The sequence below is a fragment of the Actinacidiphila sp. bgisy160 genome, from assembly GCF_965342435.1.
Classification (GTDB): domain Bacteria; phylum Actinomycetota; class Actinomycetes; order Streptomycetales; family Streptomycetaceae; genus Actinacidiphila.
In genome coordinates this window covers 1-17,881 of the sequence record NZ_CBDRCM010000011.1, presented here as the reverse complement: position 1 = coordinate 17,881, position 17,881 = coordinate 1, and the positions used below count along the sequence as shown (strand labels likewise).

Sequence of the window (17,881 nt, the reverse complement as noted above, 5' to 3'; positions counted from 1 at the left end):
CCCGGACCGCTTCCATGCTGACACGCGCCGCCGTGCGCGCAAAGGGGGGGAGTCCGTCACTCCCCCTTTTGCCGAGCTTTTACAATACGAGACGGTCCCGTATCGGAAATCGGGATTACGTTGGCCGCATGCCCGCCGACATAGCGAAGCCGCAGAGCCTCAGCGTTCCCGAGGCGGTCCACCGCCGCCGCTGGGCGATCCTGACCGTCCTGCTGTTCAGCCTCCTCGTGGTGGTGCTGGACAACTCGATCCTCAACGTCGCGATGAAGACCATCGCCGAGCCCGCCCCGACCGGCCTGGGTGCCACCCAGAGCCAGCTGGAGTGGGCGATCAACTCCTACACGCTGGTCTTCGCCGGCCTGCTGTTCACCGCGGGCCTGCTCGGCGACCGCATCGGCCGCAAGAAAGTGCTCCTGTTCGGCATGGCCGTGTTCGGCGTCGGATCGGTGCTGTCGGCCTTCGCCGGCTCCTCCGCCGAGCTCATCGGCTTCCGCGCGGTGATGGGCTTGGGCGGTGCCTTCGTGATGCCCGCCACCCTCGCCATCATCATCAACGTCTTCGAGCGCGAGGAGCAGCCCAAGGCGATCGGCATCTGGACCGGTGCCGTGGGCCTCGCGATAGCCATCGGCCCGGTCACCGGCGGACTGCTCCTCGACCACTTCTGGTGGGGCTCGGTCTTCCTGGTCAACGTACCGATCATCGCCGTCGCCCTGGTCGCGATGGTGCTCATCGTCCCCGACTCCCGCGACCCGCGGCCGGGCCGGCTCGATCCCGTCGGCGTCCTGCTCTCCATCGTCGGCCTGGTGCTGCTGGTGTACGGCATCATCAAGGGCGGCCAGCTCGCCGACTTCACCGCCGCCACGCCTCTGACGACCATCGTCGGCGGTCTCGTGGTGCTCGGCGCCTTCGTCTGGCACGAGGCCCGCAGCAGCCACCCCGCCTTCGATGTCTCCTACTTCCGCAACCCGACCTTCTCGGCCTCGGTCTCCGCGATCGGCCTGGTCTTCTTCGCGCTCATGGGCGTGACGTTCTTCATGGTCTTCTACACCCAGAGCGTCCGGGGCTACAGCGCCCTGGAGTCCGGTCTGCTGCTGCTCCCGCTCGCCGTCGCCCAGCTCGTCTTCGCGCCCCGCGCCCGGCTGGTCGTCGACCGCATCGGCGCCCGCGCCACCTGCGCCGCCGGGCTCGCGCTGATAGCGCTCAGCTTCGTCGGCTTCCAGCTGCTCGACGCCGACACCCCGATCTGGCAGCTGGAGGTGCTGTTCTTCCTCATGGGCACGGCCATGGCCCACGTGATGCCGCCCGCGACCGTCGCCATCATGTCCTCCCTGCCGCGCGAGAAGGCCGGCTCCGGCTCCGCCGTCAACAACACCTTCCGGCAGGTCGGCGGCGCGCTCGGCGTTGCGGTCCTGGGCTCGCTGATGTCGACGGTCTACCGTGACGGCATCGCGGACCACCTGACCGGCCTCCCCGCCGGTGTGCAGCACCAGGCCGGCGAGTCCATCGAGGCCACGCGCGCCGTGGCCGAGGGCATGGGCCCCACGGGCAAGGCGCTGATCGCCCCGGCCACGGACGCCTTCCTCGACGCCATGCACGTCACCGCCTACGTCGCGAGCGGTGTCGCGCTGCTCGGCATGCTCGTCGTCCTGGTCTTCCTGCCCGGCAAGGCCCCCGGGGCGCGCCCCGCCGGCGGAGACGAACGCGAGGCCAGCCCGGTGGGGGCGGAGCGGTGACCGGGACCCGGGCGGCGGCGGAGCCGGAGGACGTCACGGTCTCCGGGCCCGCCCTGCGCCTCCCGCGCGGCCGCCCGCGCAACGCCGCCGCCGACACCGCGATCATCGAGGCCGTCCTCAGCCTGCTGGAGGAGGGCGCCACGATCGGGGAGCTGTCGATGGAGCGCATCGCCCGCGCCGCCGGGGTCGGCAAGGCCACCGTCTACCGGCGCTGGGCGGGCAAGAACGCGCTGATGCTCGACGTGATGAAGTCCGTCGACGAGCAGACCCCGCGGCTCACCGGCCGCTCGGTCCGCGACGACCTGGTCACCTGCGTCGAGTTCATACGGCGCAGGGCCCTGGTCAAGCGTTCCTCCGCCCTGCTGCGCAACGTCCTCGCGCAGGCCCAGAACGAGCCGGAGCTGTGGGCCGCTTACCATGACACCGTCATCGCGGCCCGGCGCGCCCAGGTGCGCGAGGTCCTGCGGCAGGGCATCCGCACCGGCGAACTCCGCGACGACATCGACCCCGAACTCCTCGGGGACCTCTTCATCGGCCCCATGCTGTCGCGCTCGATGCTGCGGCCGGACGCGGCGCTGCCGGAGGGGCTGTCGGAGCTGATCGTCGACTCGGTGCTGCAGGGCGTCCGCACCGGACGCTGAACCCGTCGGCGAACAGGGGGGAATGTCCTGATTCTGTCACAGGGCGCGTTTTCGCCGGGGCGGTGGGGAACCGTCGCCCGGCGAGTCCCGTCCTCCGGTCGTCGATCCCCTATGGTCGACTGAGCACCTGGCAAAACAGTGAGGACTCCCCCCATGGCTCAGGCGTACGACGCGGACGTGACCACCGACGGCGGTACCAGGCCGCAGGGTTCGGGTGCGAACGGGCGTTTCGGACGCTTCCGGCGGTTCCGGGTCTTCGGTGACGGAATGTGGCGGCGGGGCATCGTCACGGCCGTACTGGCCGTCGTCGTCGCCCTGCTGATGGCGTTTCACGGCGCGGTGCCCAACCGGGTCGGCAACCTCGGCAGCCTGCTGGAGACCTTCCTGCCGTGGCTCGGGCTCCTGCTCCCGGTGCTGCTGGTGGCCGGTGTGCTGCGGCGCTCGGCGACCGCGCTGATCGCCGTTCTGCTGCCGATCGTGGTGTGGCTGCACTTCTTCGGCGGGCTCCTCACGAACAAGGACACCGGCGGAGGCGACCTCACGGTGCTGACCCACAACGTCAACGCCGAGAACCCCGACCCCGCGCGCACCGCCCAGGCTCTCGTCGGTTCCGGGGCCGACCTCGTCGCGCTGGAGGAGATCCCCGCCGGGAAGGTCTCCGTCTACGAGTCCGGACTCAAGGCCCGCTACCCGTACCACGCCAGGCTGGGCACCGTCGGCCTGTGGAGCAGGTACCCGCTCAGCCAGGTCCGGCCGGTGGACATCCGGCTCGGCTGGACCCGTGCCCTGCGCGCCACCGCCACCACGCCGCAGGGGAAGGTCGCGGTCTACGTCGCCCACCTGCCCTCGGTGCGGGTCAAGTTCAACGCGGGCTTCACCGCCGGCGAGCGCGACCGCAGCGCCGACGCGCTCGGCGAGGCCGTCGCGGACGAGAAGCTCCCCGACGTGATCCTCATGGGCGACCTCAACGGCACGATGAACGACCGCGCGCTCGCCAACGTCACCTCCCAGATGCGCTCCACGCAGGGCGCCGCGGGCGACGGCTTCGGCTTCAGCTGGCCGGCCGGCTTCCCGACCGCCCGCATCGACCAGATCCTCGTCAGGGGAGCGGAGCCGACCGCCTCGTGGGTGCTGCCCGCGACGGGCAGCGACCACCGGCCGGTGGCGGCGAAGGTAGCACTCCCGTAACGAGTTCTGCGCCACGGGAAGAAAGGGCCGGGCAGGTTTTGTTCCGTAGCTAAACTAATAGCTGCTCCCGACCCTGCCCCGGAAAGGCCTGTCATGCCTCTCGCCCTGCTCGCACTGGCGATCAGCGCATTCGGCATCGGTACCACGGAGTTCGTGATGATGGGCCTGCTGCCTGACGTCGCGGACGACCTGCACACCTCCATCCCGACCGCCGGTCACCTCGTCTCCGGCTACGCCCTCGGCGTCGTCATCGGCGCCCCACTGCTCGCCGCGGTCACCACGCGGATGCCGCGCAAGGCGCTGCTCCTCGCCCTCATGGGCCTGTTCACCGTCGGCAACACGCTCTCCGCCCTCGCCCCCGGCTTCGGCTGGCTGCTCGCCGGACGCGTGCTGGCCGGGCTCCCGCACGGCGCCTTCTTCGGTGTCGGCGCGGTCGTCGCCGCGGGCATGGTCGACCCCGCGCGCAAGGCCCGCGCCGTCTCCCTGATGATCGCGGGGCTCACCGTCGCCAACATCGTGGGCGTCCCCGCCGCCACCCTCCTGGGCCAGCACCTCGGCTGGCGCGCCACCTTCCTCGCCGTCGGCCTCATCGGCCTCGCCGCCATCGCCGGCATCGCCCTGCTCGTGCCCCGCATCCCCCTCGCCCCAGGCGGTGGACTGCGCCGGGAACTGTCGGCGTTCCGCAGCGGACATGTCTGGCTGGCGCTGGGTACCACGATCTTCGGTTTCGCCGCCGTCTTCGCGGTCTACAGCTACATCACGCCACTGCTCACCGAGGTCGCCGGTTTCGGGGCGAGCAGCGTCACGCTGGTACTCGCCCTCTTCGGCGTCGGCGCGACGATCGGCAACCTCCTCGGCGGCCGCCTCGCCGACCGCGCCCTGCGGCCATCCCTGATCGGCGGGCTCGGCGCGCTCACGGTCGTCCTGCTGCTGTTCACGGTCACCGCGCACGCCCGGTGGAGCGCGGCGCTGACGGTCGTCCTGCTCGGGGTCGCGGCCTTCGCGACGGGGTCGCCCATGATGATGCTCGTCATGGAGAAGGCACGGCACGCTCCCGCGCTGGCCTCCTCCGCGAACCAGGCCGCGTTCAACCTGGCCAACGCGGGGGGCGCCTGGCTCGGCGGGGTCGTGCTCGCGCACGGCCTCGGGTACACCGCCCCGGCGGTGGCGGGTGCGGGGCTGGCGGTCGCGGGGCTGGCGATCGCCACGGTCGCGGGCCTGTGGGAGCGGCGTGCGGCGAGGGTGCCGGCCGCGGGGTCGTCCTCGTCCCGGGTCGTCGTGGCGTCCGATGCCGTGGTGCGGTCCGCGGAGCCGGTGGGCTGACGGCGGCGCGGTGCCGTTCGCGGTGCGGGGTGGGCTGACGGCGGCTCCGCCGGTCCGCCGCCGTCGGCTGTCGCGCCGTCCCGCGTCCCGCGGGCGCACGGATGCCGGCTGCGGTGTGCGGGTGGTTCGTGGTGGGGGTTCAGGCGCCGGAGCGGGCCACCTTTCCGGTGACCTTGGGTCTCGTTGCCGTCCGCGGATGCGAACGGCAACGAGACCGGAGCCGTACGGACAACCGGCCCTGCTCCGCGCCTGAACGGGGCATCATTCCCCCGGCGCCGCCCCGAGGCGGGCCCGACCCGGGGCCTCAGCCCCCTGAAGCCCGGGTTCGGGCAGGCCGCCCCGGCGCACCACGAACGCGCGAGGCGGTCACCGATCGCGCCGGCTGGGGGAGGGCCGGTGGGGCATGCCCGCCGCAGGCACGAACAACCCGCACCCGACAACGGGCCGCGAGGGGCACCCCCGCACTGTCAGGCGACGTCACACGTGTTCGCGCCAGCGGTTGGTGATGGGCAGCCTCCGGTCCTTGCCGAACCCCTTCGCCGAGATCTTCGTCCCCGGCGGATACTGCCTCCGCTTGTACTCCGCCGTGTCCACCATCCGCAGCACCTTCGCCACGAGCTCCCCGTCGAACCCGGCGGCGACGATCGCGTCGCGCCCCTTGTCCTGGTCGACGTACATCGCCAGCACCTGGTCCAGCACGTCGTAGTCCGGCAGGGAGTCCGTGTCGACCTGGCCGGGCCGCAGCTCCGCGCTCGGCGGCTTGGCGATGGAGTTCTCGGGGATGGGCGGGGTCTGGCCCCGCTCCGCCGCGGCCTGGTTGCGCCACTTCGCGAGACGGAAGACGGTCGTCTTGTAGACGTCCTTGATGGGCCCGTACGCGCCGACCGAGTCCCCGTACAGCGTGGAGTAGCCGACCGCCAGCTCGCTCTTGTTGCCCGGGGCGAGGACGATGTGCCCCTCCTGGTTGGAGATGGCCATGAGCATCGTGCCGCGCAGCCGGGACTGCAGGTTCTCCTCCGCCAGCCCGGTCAGCCCCAGGGAGCCCATGTAGGCGTCGAACATCGGGGCGATCGGCACGGTGCGGAAATTCAGCCCGGTGCGCCGGGCCAGCTCTGCGGCGTCGTCCTTGGAGTGGTCCGAGGAGTACTGCGACGGCATGGAGACGCCGTACACGTTGGCCGCCCCGACCGCGTCGCAGGCGAGGGCCGCGACCAGCGCCGAGTCGATGCCGCCGGAGAGGCCGATCAGCACGGAGCGGAAGCCGTTCTTGGCGACGTACGCCCGCAGGCCGACGACCAGCGCGGTGTAGATCTCCTCGTCGTCGCCCAGCCGCGGGGCCTCCCCGCCGCGCACCTCGGGCTCGTACGCGGGGAGCGGCTCGGCCGAGAGGGTGACGTGCTCGATCTCCAGGCCGTCGTCGGCGAGACCGCCCGGCACCTTCGTGGTGTCCGCGGCGGGCAGGTCGAGGTCGACCAGGACGCAGCCCTCCTCGAACTGCGGGGCGCGCGCGATCACCTCGCCGTCCTCGGAGACGACGATCGAGTCGCCGTCGAAGACCAGCTCGTCCTGCCCGCCGATCATGGCGAGGTAGGCGAGGGTGCAGCCGGCCTCCTGGGCGCGCTTGCGCACCAGGTCCAGGCGGGTGTCGTCCTTGGCGACCTCGTACGGGGAGGCGTTGACGGAGAGCAGCAGCCCGGCGCCGGCGGTGCGGGTGGCGGGCACGCGGCCGCCGTCCTGCCACAGGTCCTCGCAGATGGCGAGGGCGACGTCGACCCCGTGCACCCGGATCACCGGGAGGGTGTCGCCGGGCACGAAGTAGCGGAACTCGTCGAAGACGCCGTAGTTCGGCAGGTGGTGCTTGGCGAACTTCAGGACGACCTTCCCGCCGTGCAGCACGGCGGCGGCGTTGCGCGGCGAGCCGGCGGGCTGGCCGTAGCGGGGCTGGGCCTTCTCGCTGCGGTCGAGGTAGCCGATGACCACCGGCAGCTCCCCGAAGCCCTCGGCCGCCAGACGCCCGGCGAGCGCCTCCAGGGCGGCGCGGCTGGCTTCGACGAAGGAGGAGCGCAGGGCGAGGTCCTCCACGGGGTACCCGGTCAGCGCCATCTCCGGGAATGCCACGAGGTGGGCTCCCTGTTCGGCCGCGTGCCGGGTCCAGCGCACTACCGACTCCGCGTTCCCGGCGAGGTCGCCGACGGTGGAGTCGATCTGATTCAGGGCGAGGCGAAGTTGAGGCACGCCGCTCAGTGTAATCGTCAAAGCGACGCGATGTCGTGGGTGGCGCCTGTGGGGTCGCGCACTCGGCCCGGGAAGCCGGGGCGGACGGGCCTTTCCGGGTCGGCCCCCTATGTCAAGATCGCAAGGGTGCATCACAATGGTGGCGAGGGGTGTCCGGCGGTCCCGGCCGCCGCCGAAACAGACCGGTAACCCCCTCGCGCGATACTGGTCTGGCCCTCGCTCGAGCCGGCACGGACAACAGGCCCCATGACCTGTGAGGTTGGATAGCTATGGATAAGCAGCAGGAGTTCGTGCTCCGCACCCTCGAGGAGCGCGACATCCGATTTGTGCGGCTGTGGTTCACCGACGTGCTGGGTTATCTCAAGTCGGTCGCCGTGGCGCCGGCCGAGCTGGAGCAGGCCTTCGACGAGGGCATCGGCTTCGACGGGTCCGCGATCGAGGGCTTCGCCCGGGTGTACGAGTCGGACATGATCGCCAAGCCCGACCCCGGCACGTTCCAGATCCTGCCGTGGCGCGCCGAGGCCCCCGGCACCGCACGGATGTTCTGCGACATCCTCATGCCGGACGGCTCCCCGTCGTACGCGGACCCCCGCTTCGTCCTCAAGCGGTCCCTGGCCAAGGCCTCCGACCTCGGGTTCACCTTCTACACGCACCCCGAGATCGAGTTCTTCCTGCTGAAGACCCTGCCGCTGGACGGCACCGTGCCGGTGCCCGCCGACAACTCCGGCTACTTCGACCACACCCCGCAGAACGTGGGCCAGGACTTCCGCCGCCAGGCCATCACGATGCTGGAGTCCATGGGCATCTCGGTGGAGTTCTCCCACCACGAGGGCGCCCCCGGCCAGCAGGAGATCGACCTGCGCTACGCGGACGCGCTGTCCACCGCCGACAACATCATGACCTTCCGCCTGGTCATGAAGCAGGTCGCGCTGGAGCAGGGCGTGAACGCCACGTTCATGCCCAAGCCCTTCAGCCAGCACCCCGGCTCCGGCATGCACACGCACCTGTCCCTCTTCGAGGGCGACCGCAACGCCTTCCACGAGTCCGGCGCCGAGTACCAGCTCTCCAAGGTCGGCCGCTCCTTCATCGCGGGCCTGCTCCGGCACGCCGACGAGATCTCCGCGGTCACCAACCAGTGGGTCAACTCGTACAAGCGCATCTGGGGCGGCGCCAACCGCACCGCCGGCGCCGGCGGCGAGGCCCCGTCGTACATCTGCTGGGGCCACAACAACCGGTCCGCGCTCATCCGCGTCCCGATGTACAAGCCCGGCAAGACCGGCTCCACCCGGGTCGAAGTCCGCTCCCTCGACTCCGGTGCCAACCCTTACCTCGCCTACGCCGTCCTCCTGGCCGCGGGCCTCAAGGGCATCGAGGAGGGCTACGAGCTCCCGCCCGGAGCCGACGACGACGTCTGGGCCCTCTCCGACGGTGAGCGCCGCGCCCTGGGGATCCAGCCCCTCCCGCAGAACCTCGGCGAGGCCATCACGCTCATGGAACGCAGCGAGCTGGTCGCCGAGACGCTGGGGGAGCACGTCTTCGACTTCTTCCTGCGCAACAAGAAGCAGGAGTGGGAGGAGTACCGGAGCGAGGTCACCGCGTTCGAGCTCCGCAAGAACCTCCCGAACCTGTAGGCGCAGGTCAGCGGGGTCTTCCCCGGACGACGCGATCCGGGCCGGCAGCACGATGCTGGCGGCCCGGCGGATCGCGCCACTTCCACTTGGTATCAGCTGCAGTGTCAGGTCATCGCGCTACCGTCGGCCCATGGCGTTTGACGATGTAGGGGCCAGGCGGTTTCGCCCCAGGGCCGAGGGCGGTGATCCGTGGCGGGGTGATGAGCGTCATCGCGCAATGGCCGAGGCGTTGAACCGCTACGGGTTGTGGGATCATCTGCCGGCGGAACTGCGTGAGTCGGCGATGACCGAGGTTGCGACCGGCTGCTATCCGCTGCATCTCGACCTTCTCGAGGAACTGGCGGAGGGCGGGGTCGAGAGGTTCCTTCGAGAGCTGGCTCCGGCACTGGCGCGATACGGCGTGGTGCTGGAGATCGAGACGGTCCCGGATGCCGACGACTACACGGTTTCGATCAATGGGATTCGTTGCGTGGTCGCGAGGCCTGAGGACTGGGAGGGCGGGGATCCGTGGGCGTTGTCGACCGTCCGTCCCCTGGCTGTCGTCAACCAGCTGCTCGCCGCTGCCGGGCGTAGCGCGCTGCGTGCTCACACCCTCTGCGCAGGCGGCAATGAGGGACTCGTCTTCCTGATGGACCCGCGGGCCGCCGAGGCGATGCGGGCCAGCGGCTTGTTCCCTGAGCATGAGGTGCCGGCGCTGGCCGACGGGGAGTGAGTCGGGTTCGTGGATCGCTGACGTCGGTCAGATACGCATCGGAAGCCGGACATGCCCGACCCGGCCTGGCGGTTGCGCTTCAATTGATCTACCGCGAGGCTCCGCCCGTGGAACCTTTGAGGCTGCTTGAGCTGTCCCCCGGCGAATACTCCCTGTTGCTGGATGCCGGAACCACGGATGTGGACGAAGTGGTCGAAGCACTGGGGCACGAACCCAACGGCTACTTCTGGGAAGGCATTGCCCAAGTGCTCGTCAGCACTGAGGCCCCGGCTCTGGAAGGGCGTTTCTCCTACGACCCGGAGGGAGGCATGTTCTGCGCCTACGGTTCGGAGCGGAGTGCTCTTGAGGACTTGGGTATGCGCATGAGCGCTGTCGCGACGGATGGCGACCGTATGCGGCAGTTGGTGACGTCAGCGGAAGCGAACGGCTTCGAATTCGACGACTGACGTAGGCGGCAACGCCGCAGATGACAATCCGCGCTCTTGCCGGCTGTCACGAAGGGTCGAGGCCCAGCGCGTCCGGAAGCCATCGGATCCTGGTGGCTCGGGTGGTGACGTCCCTTGTCGTGGGCGACGGGACTGTCCCGCCGGGTGCCGTGGTGGACGTCCCCGTCATGGACGACCCCGCGGAGTTCACGGGTTACTTCGTGCTGGGCATCGACCGGGCGTCGGCCGTCGTGCAGGACTTCGTACGGACGGGGGCGCCTTGTGAAGCGGGCGGGTGGTGCGAGCTCTGGCCATGGGCGCACCCGTCACGGCGCCGGGGTGACCCGGATGATGGGGGTGGCCTGGGAACCTCTCCCGACGTACGGACCCGGGCCGCCGCGCGCCTGTTCGCCCGCTACCGCGAGAAGTGCTCCGTCAGCGCGTCGAGGACGGCCTGGAGCGCGGGGGAGGTCCAGCGTCCGCGCCGGCGGACGAGCTGGACGGGCACGTCGGGGAGGTGGGGCCCCGGCACGGCGGTGAGGGTGCCCTCGCGTAGGGCGGTGCGGACGGTGGCGCGGGGGAGGACACCGAGGCCGAGGCCCGCGGCCACGCAGGTGCGGGCGGCCTCGCTGCTGCCGAACCGGGTCAGCCGCGGCCGGGCGTCACGGACGCCGAGGAGCTCGCGCGCGACGCGGTCGCTGTAGGAGCAGCCCTCCTCGTGCAGGAAGAACGTCTCCCGGGCGAGTTCCTCCCAGGTGACGGGCCGGCCCAGCGCGGCCAGCGGGTGGCCGGGGGAGGCGATGAGGACCAGCGGTTCGGCGGCGAGCGGCCGGGCGGTCATGTCGGGCAGCGCGACCTGGTCCTCCAGCAGCAGGGCGACGTCGAGTCGCCCGGCCCGCAGGCCCTCCACGGCCGCGTCGGTGCCCGCCGGATGGAGGTGGACGTCGATGCCGGGGTGGGTGCGGCGCAGGGCGGCGACGATCCGGGGCGCGTGCGTCGAGCAGAGCGTGTCACCGGCGCCGAGGGCGACGGTCCCGCCGGAGCGTGCGTCCCCGGCCGCCGTGCCGCGCAGGCGCGTCTCCGCATCGAGGACGTCCTCGGCCTCCGCCATCAGGCGCCGACCGGCCCCGGTGAGCTGCGCGCCGCGCGGCATGCGGTCGAAGAGCCGTACGCCCAGCTCCTTCTCCAGGGACTTGATCTGCGCCGTCACGGTGGACTGCGACATGTGCAGCTCGGCGGCCGCGCTGGTGAAGTTCCCCCTCCTGGCCAGGGTGAGGAAGGTGGTGAGCAGTCGGGTGTCCACGGCACGACCGTATCCGCTGCGATCGGTTGCATCAATCGCATCCATGAAGAACCATCGTTTCTATGAATGATGCCTGGTGTGACAGCGTGGACGGCATGACACCTGGAACCCGCACCGACGTGCTGCGCTACACCGCCTTCAGCTCTGACCCCGCGGGCGGCAATCCGGCCGGCGTCGTCCTCGACGCGTCGGACCTCGACGAGGAGCGCATGCTCGCCCTCGCCGCGGAGGTCGGCTACTCCGAGACGGCGTTCGTCACGGCCGCGGATCCCGCCCGCCGGCGGTTCGCGCTGCGCTACTTCAGCCCCCTCGCCGAGGTCGACTTCTGCGGTCACGCGACCGTCGCGACGGCCGTCGCGCTGGCGGAGCGCATCGGGCCCGGCGAGCTGGTCTTCGACACCCCGGCGGGGGAGATCCCGGTGCTGACGGCCGGCGACGGCGAGGGGGCGCTGCACGCCACCCTCACCAGCGTGCCGACCCGGTCCCGCCCGGCCACGGACGCCGAGCTGGACGCGGCCCTCGCCGCGCTGGGCTGGGTGCGGGGCGAGCTGGACCCCGCGCTGCCGCCGCACGTGGCCTTCGGTGGGGTCCACCACCTGGTGCTGGCCGCCGCCGACCGGGCCCGGCTGGCGGACCTCGTCTACGACTTCGACGCCCTCGCCGCGGTGATGCGCCGCCACGGCTGGACCACGGTGCACCTCGTGTGGCGGGAGGCCCCGGACCTCTTCCACGCCCGCGACCCCTTCCCGGTGGGCGGGGTCGTCGAGGACCCGGCGACCGGCGCGGCCGCGGCGGCGTTCGGCGGTTACCTGCGGGAGCTCGGGCTGGTGCCGGAGGCGGCCCGGGTGGTCGTCCGGCAGGGCGAGGACATGGGGCGCCCGAGCGAGCTGGTCGTGGGCGTCGGCCCGCGGGACCCGCGGGTACGGGTGACCGGCCGGGCGGTGTCCTTGGTCCCGCCCCTGGTCACGCCGTAGGTCACGGGGCCCCGGGCTGTCTGATCCAGCCGATGGAGCGCTCGACGGCGCGCTGCCAGTTCTCGTACTCGGCGGCGCGGCGCTCCGGGTCCATGTCGGGCAGCCACTGCGCGGCTCGGTGCCAGTTGTTGCGCAGCACCTTCAGGTCCGGCCAGTAGCCGGAGGCGAGGCCGGCGGCGTAGGCGGCGCCGAGTGACACCGTCTCGGCGACCATGGGGCGGACCACGGGGACGTCGAGGACGTCGGCGATGAACTGCATGAGCAGGTTGTCCGCGGTCATGCCGCCGTCGACCTTGAGCTCCTTCAGCCTGAGCGAGGAGTCGGCGTTCATGGCGTCGACGACCTCGCGGGTCTGCCAGCCGGTGGCCTCCAGCACGGCCCGGGCGAGGTGCCCCTTGGTGATGTACGAGGTGAGGCCGACGATGACGCCGCGGGCGTCGCTGCGCCAGTGCGGGGCGAAGAGACCGGAGAAGGCGGGCACGATGTAGCAGCCGCCGTTGTCCTCGACGGTGCGGGCGAGGGTCTCGATCTCCGGGGCGCTGCTGATCAGTCCGAGGCGGTCGCGGAACCACTGCACCAACGACCCGGTGACGGCGATCGAGCCCTCCAGGGCGTAGACCGCCGGCTGGTCGTCGATCTTGTACGCGACCGTGGAGAGCAGCCCGTGCCGCGACCTGATCATCTTGGACCCGGTGTTGAGCAGGAGGAAGCTGCCGGTCCCGTAGGTGCACTTCGCCTCGCCGGGGGAGAAGCAGGTCTGGCCGAAGAGCGCCGCCTGCTGGTCGCCCAGGGCGGCGGTGATACGGACGCCGGGCAGGACCGTCCGGGCCGCGCCGTAGTTCTCGGCGGAGGCGTGGATCTCCGGGAGCATCGCGCGGGGGACGCCGAAGAAGTCCAGCAGGTCCTGGTCCCAGGTCAGGGAGCGGATGTTCATCAGCATGGTGCGGCTGGCGTTGGTGGCGTCGGTGATGTGCAGGCCCCCGTCGACCCCGCCCGTCAGGTTCCAGATCAGCCAGGTCTCCATCGTCCCGAAGAGCAGTTCGCCGTCGCGGGCGCGCTGCCGCAGTCCGGGCACCTCGTCGAAGAGCCAGCGGATCCGCGGCGCCGAGAAGTAGGTGGACGGCGGCAGGCAGCAGCGGTCCAGGAAGAAGTCGTCGCCGGGGTCCTTGCGCAGCCGCTCGACGAGCGGCGCGGTGCGGGTGTCCTGCCAGACGATCGCCCGGCCCAGCGGAACGCCCGTGCTCCGGTCCCACAGCACGGTCGTCTCCCGCTGGTTGGCGATGCCGATCGCGGCGACCTCGTCCGCCGCGATCTCGGCCGACGACAGCGCCTGCGGCACGATGCGCTCGAGGTTGCGCCAGATCTCCAGGGCGTCGTGCTCGACCCAGCCGGGCTTGGGGAAGTGCTGCTGGTGCTCGCGCTGGGCGACCGACACCAGGCGCCCCCGGTGGTCGAACAGGATGCATCGGGTGGAGGTGGTGCCCTGGTCGATGGACATCACATACCGTTCAACCATGATCGGGGCCTGCTTTCCGATGCTTTCTCATGCTTTCCTCGCGTTCACGCTCTCCGGCGTCCCCGGCGTCTCCGGTGTGCGGGCCGGCTTCACCAGCGGGCGGCGCCGAGGTCTCTGGAGATCGCCCGCGCGGCCTCGCGGAGCAGCGTGACCAGGGACGGCAGGGGACGGCCCTTGGTGTCGCAGACCCGCTCGACCGGACCGGTCAGGCCGATCGCGCCCACGACGAGGCCACCCGACCCGCGGATCGGCGCCGAGACCCCCGCCTCGCCCATCGACATCTCCTGCACCTCCGCCGCCCAGCCCTGTTCGCGGACCTCGGACAGGGCCCGGGTCAGCTCCTCCGGGACCACCAGGGTGTGCCGGGTGTACGCCTCCAGCTCCTCCTTCAGCAGCGGCTCCAGCGGTGCCGCCCCGTACGCCAGCAGGATCTTGCCGAGTGAGGAGGCGTGCAGCGGCAGCAGGGCGCCGACGTCGAGCGTCTGCAGACTGTCGTCGGGACGGAAGACGTGGTGGACGACGAGGACCTGGCCCTCCAGCGGGGTGCCGAGGCGGACCGCCTCGCCACTGCGGGCGGCCAGCGCGTCGGCCCAGTTGATCGACCGGGACCGCAGCTCGTTGACGTCCAGGTAACTGGTGCCGAGGTGCAGCAGTGCGGCCCCGAGGTGGTACTTCCCGGTCGCCGGGTCCTGCTCGACGAAGTCCACGTGCTGGAGGGTGCGCAGAATGCCGTGGGCGGTGCCCTTCGCCAGCCCGAGCGAGGCGGCCACTTCGCCCAGCCCGAGGCGGCGGGGACCGCCGGCCAGGAGCCTGAGGATCGCCGCCGCCCGTTCGATGGACTGGAGCGGGCCGGCCATACGTCGATGCTATCTCCGGCAACGGCGATGGGCATCAGCGCGTTTGCGCAGATCGTTCGGCCTCTGAGGAGGGCGTTCGATAATGACGACCCCTATTCATTGACCCGCGATGTCCGGTCTCGGAAGCTTTCGTCCAGGTCCGGGAGTCCACCCAGCAGGGCTCCCCCCGGAGGAGGACACCATGGCGGCACAGCCCGAGACGATGCCGCAGCGCGAGGACGTGCACGTCTGCGCGCTGTCGCAGATCCCCGGTGCCCTGTCCGTCGTGCGCCGGCGAGTGCGGGGCGTGCTGGCGGAGTGGGAGCTGGGCCCGGAGGTCGCCGAGGACGCGCTGCTGGTGATCTCGGAGCTGACCACGAACGCGATCGTGCACGCCGACGGCCCCGCCTCGCTGCGCATCTGCTGGACCGAGGTCGACGGGCGCAGCGCCCTGCACATAGAAGTGACCGACTCCGGCCCGTCGGCCCGACCATGCATGCCGGGGGGATCCAGCGACCCCGACGAGCACGGCCGGGGTCTTGGCATCGTCAAGGCCCTGTCCACACGGCACGGCATCCGTGCCGACCGCGCCGGGTTCACCCGCTGGGCGGACCTCGTCACCGCCTGAGCCGCCGGCGGTGGGCTGGACCGCCGCCCGGGCCCGGGGCGGGCGGCGGGTCGTTCCGCGCGGCGCGCCGGAGGCGGCCTTACGTTGCCGCACATGGCACTGACCATTCGCAACCAGATCGACGGCAAGGTCGCCTCGGTGGTCCCGGGCGAGGTGATGGCCGTGGTCACGGTCCGTCTCGACGGCGGCGGACCCGACTTCACGGCGGCCGTGACGGCCGAGGCCGTGCGTGAACTCGGCATCATCCCCGGCGGCGGGGTGACCGTGCTGATCGAGGCGACGAAGGTCTCCCTCGCCACGGCCCCGGTGCAGGGCATCAGCATCCGCAACCGGATCCCGGGCACCGTCACCGCCGTCACACGCGGCGAGGCCATGGCGACCGCGCGGATCGGCTTCGCGGGCGGCCGCGAGCTGACCGCCGTGATCACCCGGGAGGCCCTCGACGAGCTGGGCGTCGCCGAGGGCGCCGAGGTCGTCGCGCTGGTCGAGGCGACCGACGTGGCGCTGGAGACCTGAGCGGACGGCCCCGGCCGCGCCCTATCCGAGGTACGCCGGGGCCAGGGCCGCCGTCATCATGCGGCGGGCCGTGCCGGTGCCGTCGGCGGGCACCGTCCACAGGTCCGCGCCGAAGTCCCCGGCGAGGGCGTAGACGACCGTGTGGTCGTCGCGCCAGACGACCTGGTCGTCCACGCTGCGCCGCTCCGCGAGCGGGGTCTCGCGCAAGGTGGCCAGGTCCAGGACGTACAGCCGCCAGGGCGCGTCGGGGGACAGGCCCTCGACGCGTTTCTTGAACACCAGCCGGGTGCCGTCGGGCGAGAGCGAGGGGCACTCGACGTTGCTGCGCAGCGTGCGGACGGAGCGGGCCGCGACGTCGCCGCGGACGAGGTAGGTGCGGCCGCCGGTGCCGAGCGTGGCGTAGAAGTGGGTGTCGTCGGAGAAGGTCACGCCCCAGAAGTTGACGTCGGCGGCGCGGTAGGGCCGGCCGTCCTTGGTGATCCGGAAGTCCTCGAGGTTCTTGACGAGGGTCCAGGTACGGGTGTCCAGGACGGAGGTGCGGGTGGAGAAGTCGGTACCCGCGTAGGAGTCGCCCCCGACGAACACCGTCCAGGCGGCCATGTGCCCGCTGGGCGAGACCCGGGCCCGGGTCGGGATGCCCGCGAGGGGGAAGTGGCGCAGCTCGCGCAGCCGGGCGTCGAGCACCACGGCGCGGTAGCCGTCCTGGACGGCGCCCTTGACCGACCGCAGGCAGATGCCGGTGCCCGCGGCCGCGTGAAAGCGCAGGCACGTGACGTCCGAGGCGGTGCGCGCGGCGCCGGGGCTGCCGGCCGGGACGGTGGCCAGCTCGTCCCGGTGCGGGCCCCACGCCATGTTGCGGAACACCATGCGGGGCGCGTCCGGTGCCAGCGTCACCGTCCCGGCCGTGACCGCGGGGCCGCCGGCCTGCGGGCGGTCCTTCTCCGCCGCGCGGTCGGCGGCGCGCAGCACGGACACGGCGGCGACGGCGGCCAGCGCCGCCATGGCGGCGAGCAGCACGAACAGACGGCTGCGGGTGTTCATGGGAGGCCTTTCCTCGGTGGTCAAGTGCGCTGCGCCGGACGCAGGAACACGGCGCAGACCGCGCACGCCGTCAGCGCCAGCGCGGCGGCGGTCAGCGCGGTGCGGTCGCCCCAGGCGGTCCAGGCCGCGCCGAAGGCCAGGGAGGCGGCGAAGCGCGCCACGGCCTGCCCGGTCTGGACGAGGGCGAGCCCGGCACCGCGCAGCTCGTCGGGGACGGTGGTGGAGGCGGCCGCCATCAGCACCCCGTCGGTGGCGGCGTAGAAGGCGCCGTGCAGCAGCAGGACGAGGTATGCGGGGCCGTGTGCGAGCAGCAGCCCGTACGCGGCGAGCAGCGCCAGGTGACCCGCCAGGAACATCCGCCAGCGGCCCATGCGGTCGGCCAGCCGCCCCAGCGGCATCGCCAGCAGCAGGAAGGCCGCCGCGGTGCCCAGGGGAAGCAGCGCGAACCAGCGGTCGGGGACGCCGAGACGATGCTGCAGCAGCAGGTAGACGAAGGAATCGCTGACCGTCGACAGGCCCAGCAGTGTCGCGCAGACCGTCAGCCGCCGTACGTCCCGGCGGCGCAGCAGCGCCAGGGAGGCCCGCAGCGAGGGCGCGTGCGCGGGCACAGGGGCGGGAACGCCGCCGCGGCCGCCCGGCACGAAGAGGAGCAGCACCAGCACGCCCACGAGGGCCACGCAGAAGCTCACCGTGAAGACGGCGTCGTACCCCTCGGCGGCCTTCCGCAGGATGAGGAACGCCACCAGCGGTCCCAGCAGCGCCCCGGCGGTGTCCATGGCGCGGTGCACGCCGAAGGCCCGCCCACGGGTCTCCGGCGCGGACGACAGCGAGATCAGCGCGTCCCGCGGCGCGGTGCGCAGCCCCTTACCGGTGCGGTCGACGGCGAGGACGGCACCGATCAGGGGCAGGCTGTGGACCAGGAGCAGCGCGGGCTTGCACAGCGCGGACAGGCCGTAGCCGACGGCCGCGACGGCCTTGTGCCGCCCGCCGCCCCGGTCGGCGAGGTGGCCGCCGGCCAGCCGTACGAGCGCGCTGAAGCCGTTGTAGACGCCGTCCAGCAGGCCGAAGCCGAGCGGGGAGAGCCCGAGCCCGGCGACCAGGTAGAGCGGGAGCACGGCGGTGACCATCTCCGACGAGACGTCGGTGATCAGGCTGACGGTGCCCAGGACGAGGACCGTG

At 71.9% G+C, this 17,881-nt stretch carries 16 protein-coding genes; 10 read left to right on the top strand and 6 right to left on the bottom strand.

What is annotated here, in order from left to right:
• The first annotated feature begins 128 nt into the window (after positions 1–128).
• The 4 genes from ACRWNP_RS12195 (at position 129) to ACRWNP_RS12180 (ending at position 4,885) form a co-directional block, all read left to right on the top strand.
• Positions 129–1,733 (top strand): DHA2 family efflux MFS transporter permease subunit, encoded by a 1,605-nt coding sequence (locus ACRWNP_RS12195; RefSeq protein ID WP_431961129.1) that lies wholly within the window; start codon positions 129–131, stop codon positions 1,731–1,733.
• The gene (locus ACRWNP_RS12190; RefSeq protein WP_431961127.1) at positions 1,730–2,374 is read left to right on the top strand and encodes a TetR/AcrR family transcriptional regulator; all 645 of its coding nucleotides are present in this window, start codon (positions 1,730–1,732) and stop codon (positions 2,372–2,374) included. Before ACRWNP_RS12195 ends, ACRWNP_RS12190 begins: the two co-directional genes overlap by 4 nt.
• A gap of 267 nt (positions 2,375–2,641) precedes the next feature.
• A complete protein-coding gene (locus ACRWNP_RS12185) occupies positions 2,642–3,562 on the top strand; it encodes an endonuclease/exonuclease/phosphatase family protein (RefSeq protein ID WP_431961241.1) in 921 nt (306 codons plus the stop codon).
• 93 nt (positions 3,563–3,655) lie between these two features.
• Positions 3,656–4,885, top strand: a complete 1,230-nt coding sequence (locus tag ACRWNP_RS12180) for an MFS transporter (protein ID WP_431961126.1) — start codon at positions 3,656–3,658, stop codon at positions 4,883–4,885.
• Positions 4,886–5,362: 477 nt separating this feature from the next.
• On the opposite strand, the gene ACRWNP_RS12175 is transcribed toward ACRWNP_RS12180, so the two are convergent.
• A complete protein-coding gene (locus ACRWNP_RS12175) occupies positions 5,363–7,120 on the bottom strand; it encodes an NAD+ synthase (RefSeq protein WP_431961125.1) in 1,758 nt (585 codons plus the stop codon).
• Between the two features lie 269 nt (positions 7,121–7,389).
• Here ACRWNP_RS12175 and ACRWNP_RS12170 point away from each other — a divergent pair, with 269 nt between their 5' ends.
• From ACRWNP_RS12170 to ACRWNP_RS12160, 3 genes are all read left to right on the top strand, one after another.
• Entirely contained in the window at positions 7,390–8,751 is a 1,362-nt protein-coding gene (locus ACRWNP_RS12170; protein WP_431961124.1) for a glutamine synthetase family protein, read from the top strand.
• A gap of 130 nt (positions 8,752–8,881) precedes the next feature.
• Positions 8,882–9,463 (top strand): hypothetical protein, encoded by a 582-nt coding sequence (locus tag ACRWNP_RS12165; protein WP_431961123.1) that lies wholly within the window; start codon positions 8,882–8,884, stop codon positions 9,461–9,463.
• Between the two features lie 107 nt (positions 9,464–9,570).
• Positions 9,571–9,909, top strand: coding sequence for an Imm51 family immunity protein (locus ACRWNP_RS12160; protein ID WP_431961122.1), 339 nt, complete (start codon positions 9,571–9,573; stop codon positions 9,907–9,909).
• A 394-nt stretch (positions 9,910–10,303) separates the two neighbouring features.
• Here ACRWNP_RS12160 and ACRWNP_RS12155 read toward each other — a convergent pair whose 3' ends face one another.
• On the bottom strand, positions 10,304–11,191 hold the full coding sequence (locus tag ACRWNP_RS12155; protein WP_431961121.1) for a LysR family transcriptional regulator: 888 nt from the start codon (positions 11,189–11,191) through the stop codon (positions 10,304–10,306).
• Between the two features lie 95 nt (positions 11,192–11,286).
• Between ACRWNP_RS12155 and ACRWNP_RS12150 the strand changes: the two genes are divergently transcribed.
• Positions 11,287–12,165 (top strand): PhzF family phenazine biosynthesis isomerase, encoded by an 879-nt coding sequence (locus ACRWNP_RS12150; RefSeq protein ID WP_431961120.1) that lies wholly within the window; start codon positions 11,287–11,289, stop codon positions 12,163–12,165.
• A 1-nt stretch (position 12,166) separates the two neighbouring features.
• Here the strand turns inward: ACRWNP_RS12150 and glpK are convergent, their stop codons facing one another.
• Together glpK and ACRWNP_RS12140 are read right to left on the bottom strand one after the other, a co-directional pair.
• The gene (glpK, locus tag ACRWNP_RS12145) at positions 12,167–13,681 is read right to left on the bottom strand and encodes a glycerol kinase GlpK (RefSeq protein WP_431961118.1); all 1,515 of its coding nucleotides are present in this window, start codon (positions 13,679–13,681) and stop codon (positions 12,167–12,169) included.
• A gap of 89 nt (positions 13,682–13,770) precedes the next feature.
• Complete coding sequence (locus tag ACRWNP_RS12140) at positions 13,771–14,538, bottom strand: IclR family transcriptional regulator (RefSeq protein WP_431961117.1); 768 nt, start codon at positions 14,536–14,538, stop codon at positions 13,771–13,773.
• A 181-nt stretch (positions 14,539–14,719) separates the two neighbouring features.
• On the opposite strand from ACRWNP_RS12140, the gene ACRWNP_RS12135 reads away from it, so the two are divergent.
• Positions 14,720–15,145 carry an ATP-binding protein gene (locus ACRWNP_RS12135; RefSeq protein ID WP_431961116.1) on the top strand — a complete coding sequence of 142 codons (426 nt, stop codon included), beginning with the start codon at positions 14,720–14,722 and terminating at the stop codon, positions 15,143–15,145.
• Positions 15,146–15,238: 93 nt separating this feature from the next.
• On the top strand, positions 15,239–15,661 hold the full coding sequence (locus ACRWNP_RS12130) for a TOBE domain-containing protein (protein ID WP_431961115.1): 423 nt from the start codon (positions 15,239–15,241) through the stop codon (positions 15,659–15,661).
• Positions 15,662–15,682: 21 nt separating this feature from the next.
• On the opposite strand, the gene ACRWNP_RS12125 is transcribed toward ACRWNP_RS12130, so the two are convergent.
• The gene (locus ACRWNP_RS12125; protein WP_431961114.1) at positions 15,683–16,702 is read right to left on the bottom strand and encodes a TolB family protein; all 1,020 of its coding nucleotides are present in this window, start codon (positions 16,700–16,702) and stop codon (positions 15,683–15,685) included.
• Between the two features lie 20 nt (positions 16,703–16,722).
• Positions 16,723–17,881, bottom strand: a 1,159-nt coding sequence (locus ACRWNP_RS12120) for an MFS transporter (RefSeq protein WP_431961113.1), incomplete at its 5' end; no start/stop codon positions are given.

Excerpts from the sequence above, each read along its gene's own strand:
- ACRWNP_RS12195 (WP_431961129.1), top strand. The coding sequence starts at position 129 with ATGCCCGCCGACATAGCGAAGCCGCAGAGCCTCAGCGTTCCCGAGGCG.
- ACRWNP_RS12185 (WP_431961241.1), top strand. The coding sequence starts at position 2,642 with ATGTGGCGGCGGGGCATCGTCACGGCCGTACTGGCCGTCGTCGTCGCC.
- ACRWNP_RS12180 (WP_431961126.1), top strand. The coding sequence starts at position 3,656 with ATGCCTCTCGCCCTGCTCGCACTGGCGATCAGCGCATTCGGCATCGGT.
- ACRWNP_RS12170 (WP_431961124.1), top strand. The coding sequence starts at position 7,390 with ATGGATAAGCAGCAGGAGTTCGTGCTCCGCACCCTCGAGGAGCGCGAC.
- ACRWNP_RS12165 (WP_431961123.1), top strand. The coding sequence starts at position 8,882 with ATGGCGTTTGACGATGTAGGGGCCAGGCGGTTTCGCCCCAGGGCCGAG.
- ACRWNP_RS12150 (WP_431961120.1), top strand. The coding sequence starts at position 11,287 with ATGACACCTGGAACCCGCACCGACGTGCTGCGCTACACCGCCTTCAGC.
- glpK (WP_431961118.1), bottom strand. The coding sequence starts at position 13,681 with ATGGTTGAACGGTATGTGATGTCCATCGACCAGGGCACCACCTCCACC.
- ACRWNP_RS12140 (WP_431961117.1), bottom strand. The coding sequence starts at position 14,538 with ATGGCCGGCCCGCTCCAGTCCATCGAACGGGCGGCGGCGATCCTCAGG.
- ACRWNP_RS12135 (WP_431961116.1), top strand. The coding sequence starts at position 14,720 with ATGGCGGCACAGCCCGAGACGATGCCGCAGCGCGAGGACGTGCACGTC.
- ACRWNP_RS12130 (WP_431961115.1), top strand. The coding sequence starts at position 15,239 with ATGGCACTGACCATTCGCAACCAGATCGACGGCAAGGTCGCCTCGGTG.
- ACRWNP_RS12125 (WP_431961114.1), bottom strand. The coding sequence starts at position 16,702 with ATGAACACCCGCAGCCGTCTGTTCGTGCTGCTCGCCGCCATGGCGGCG.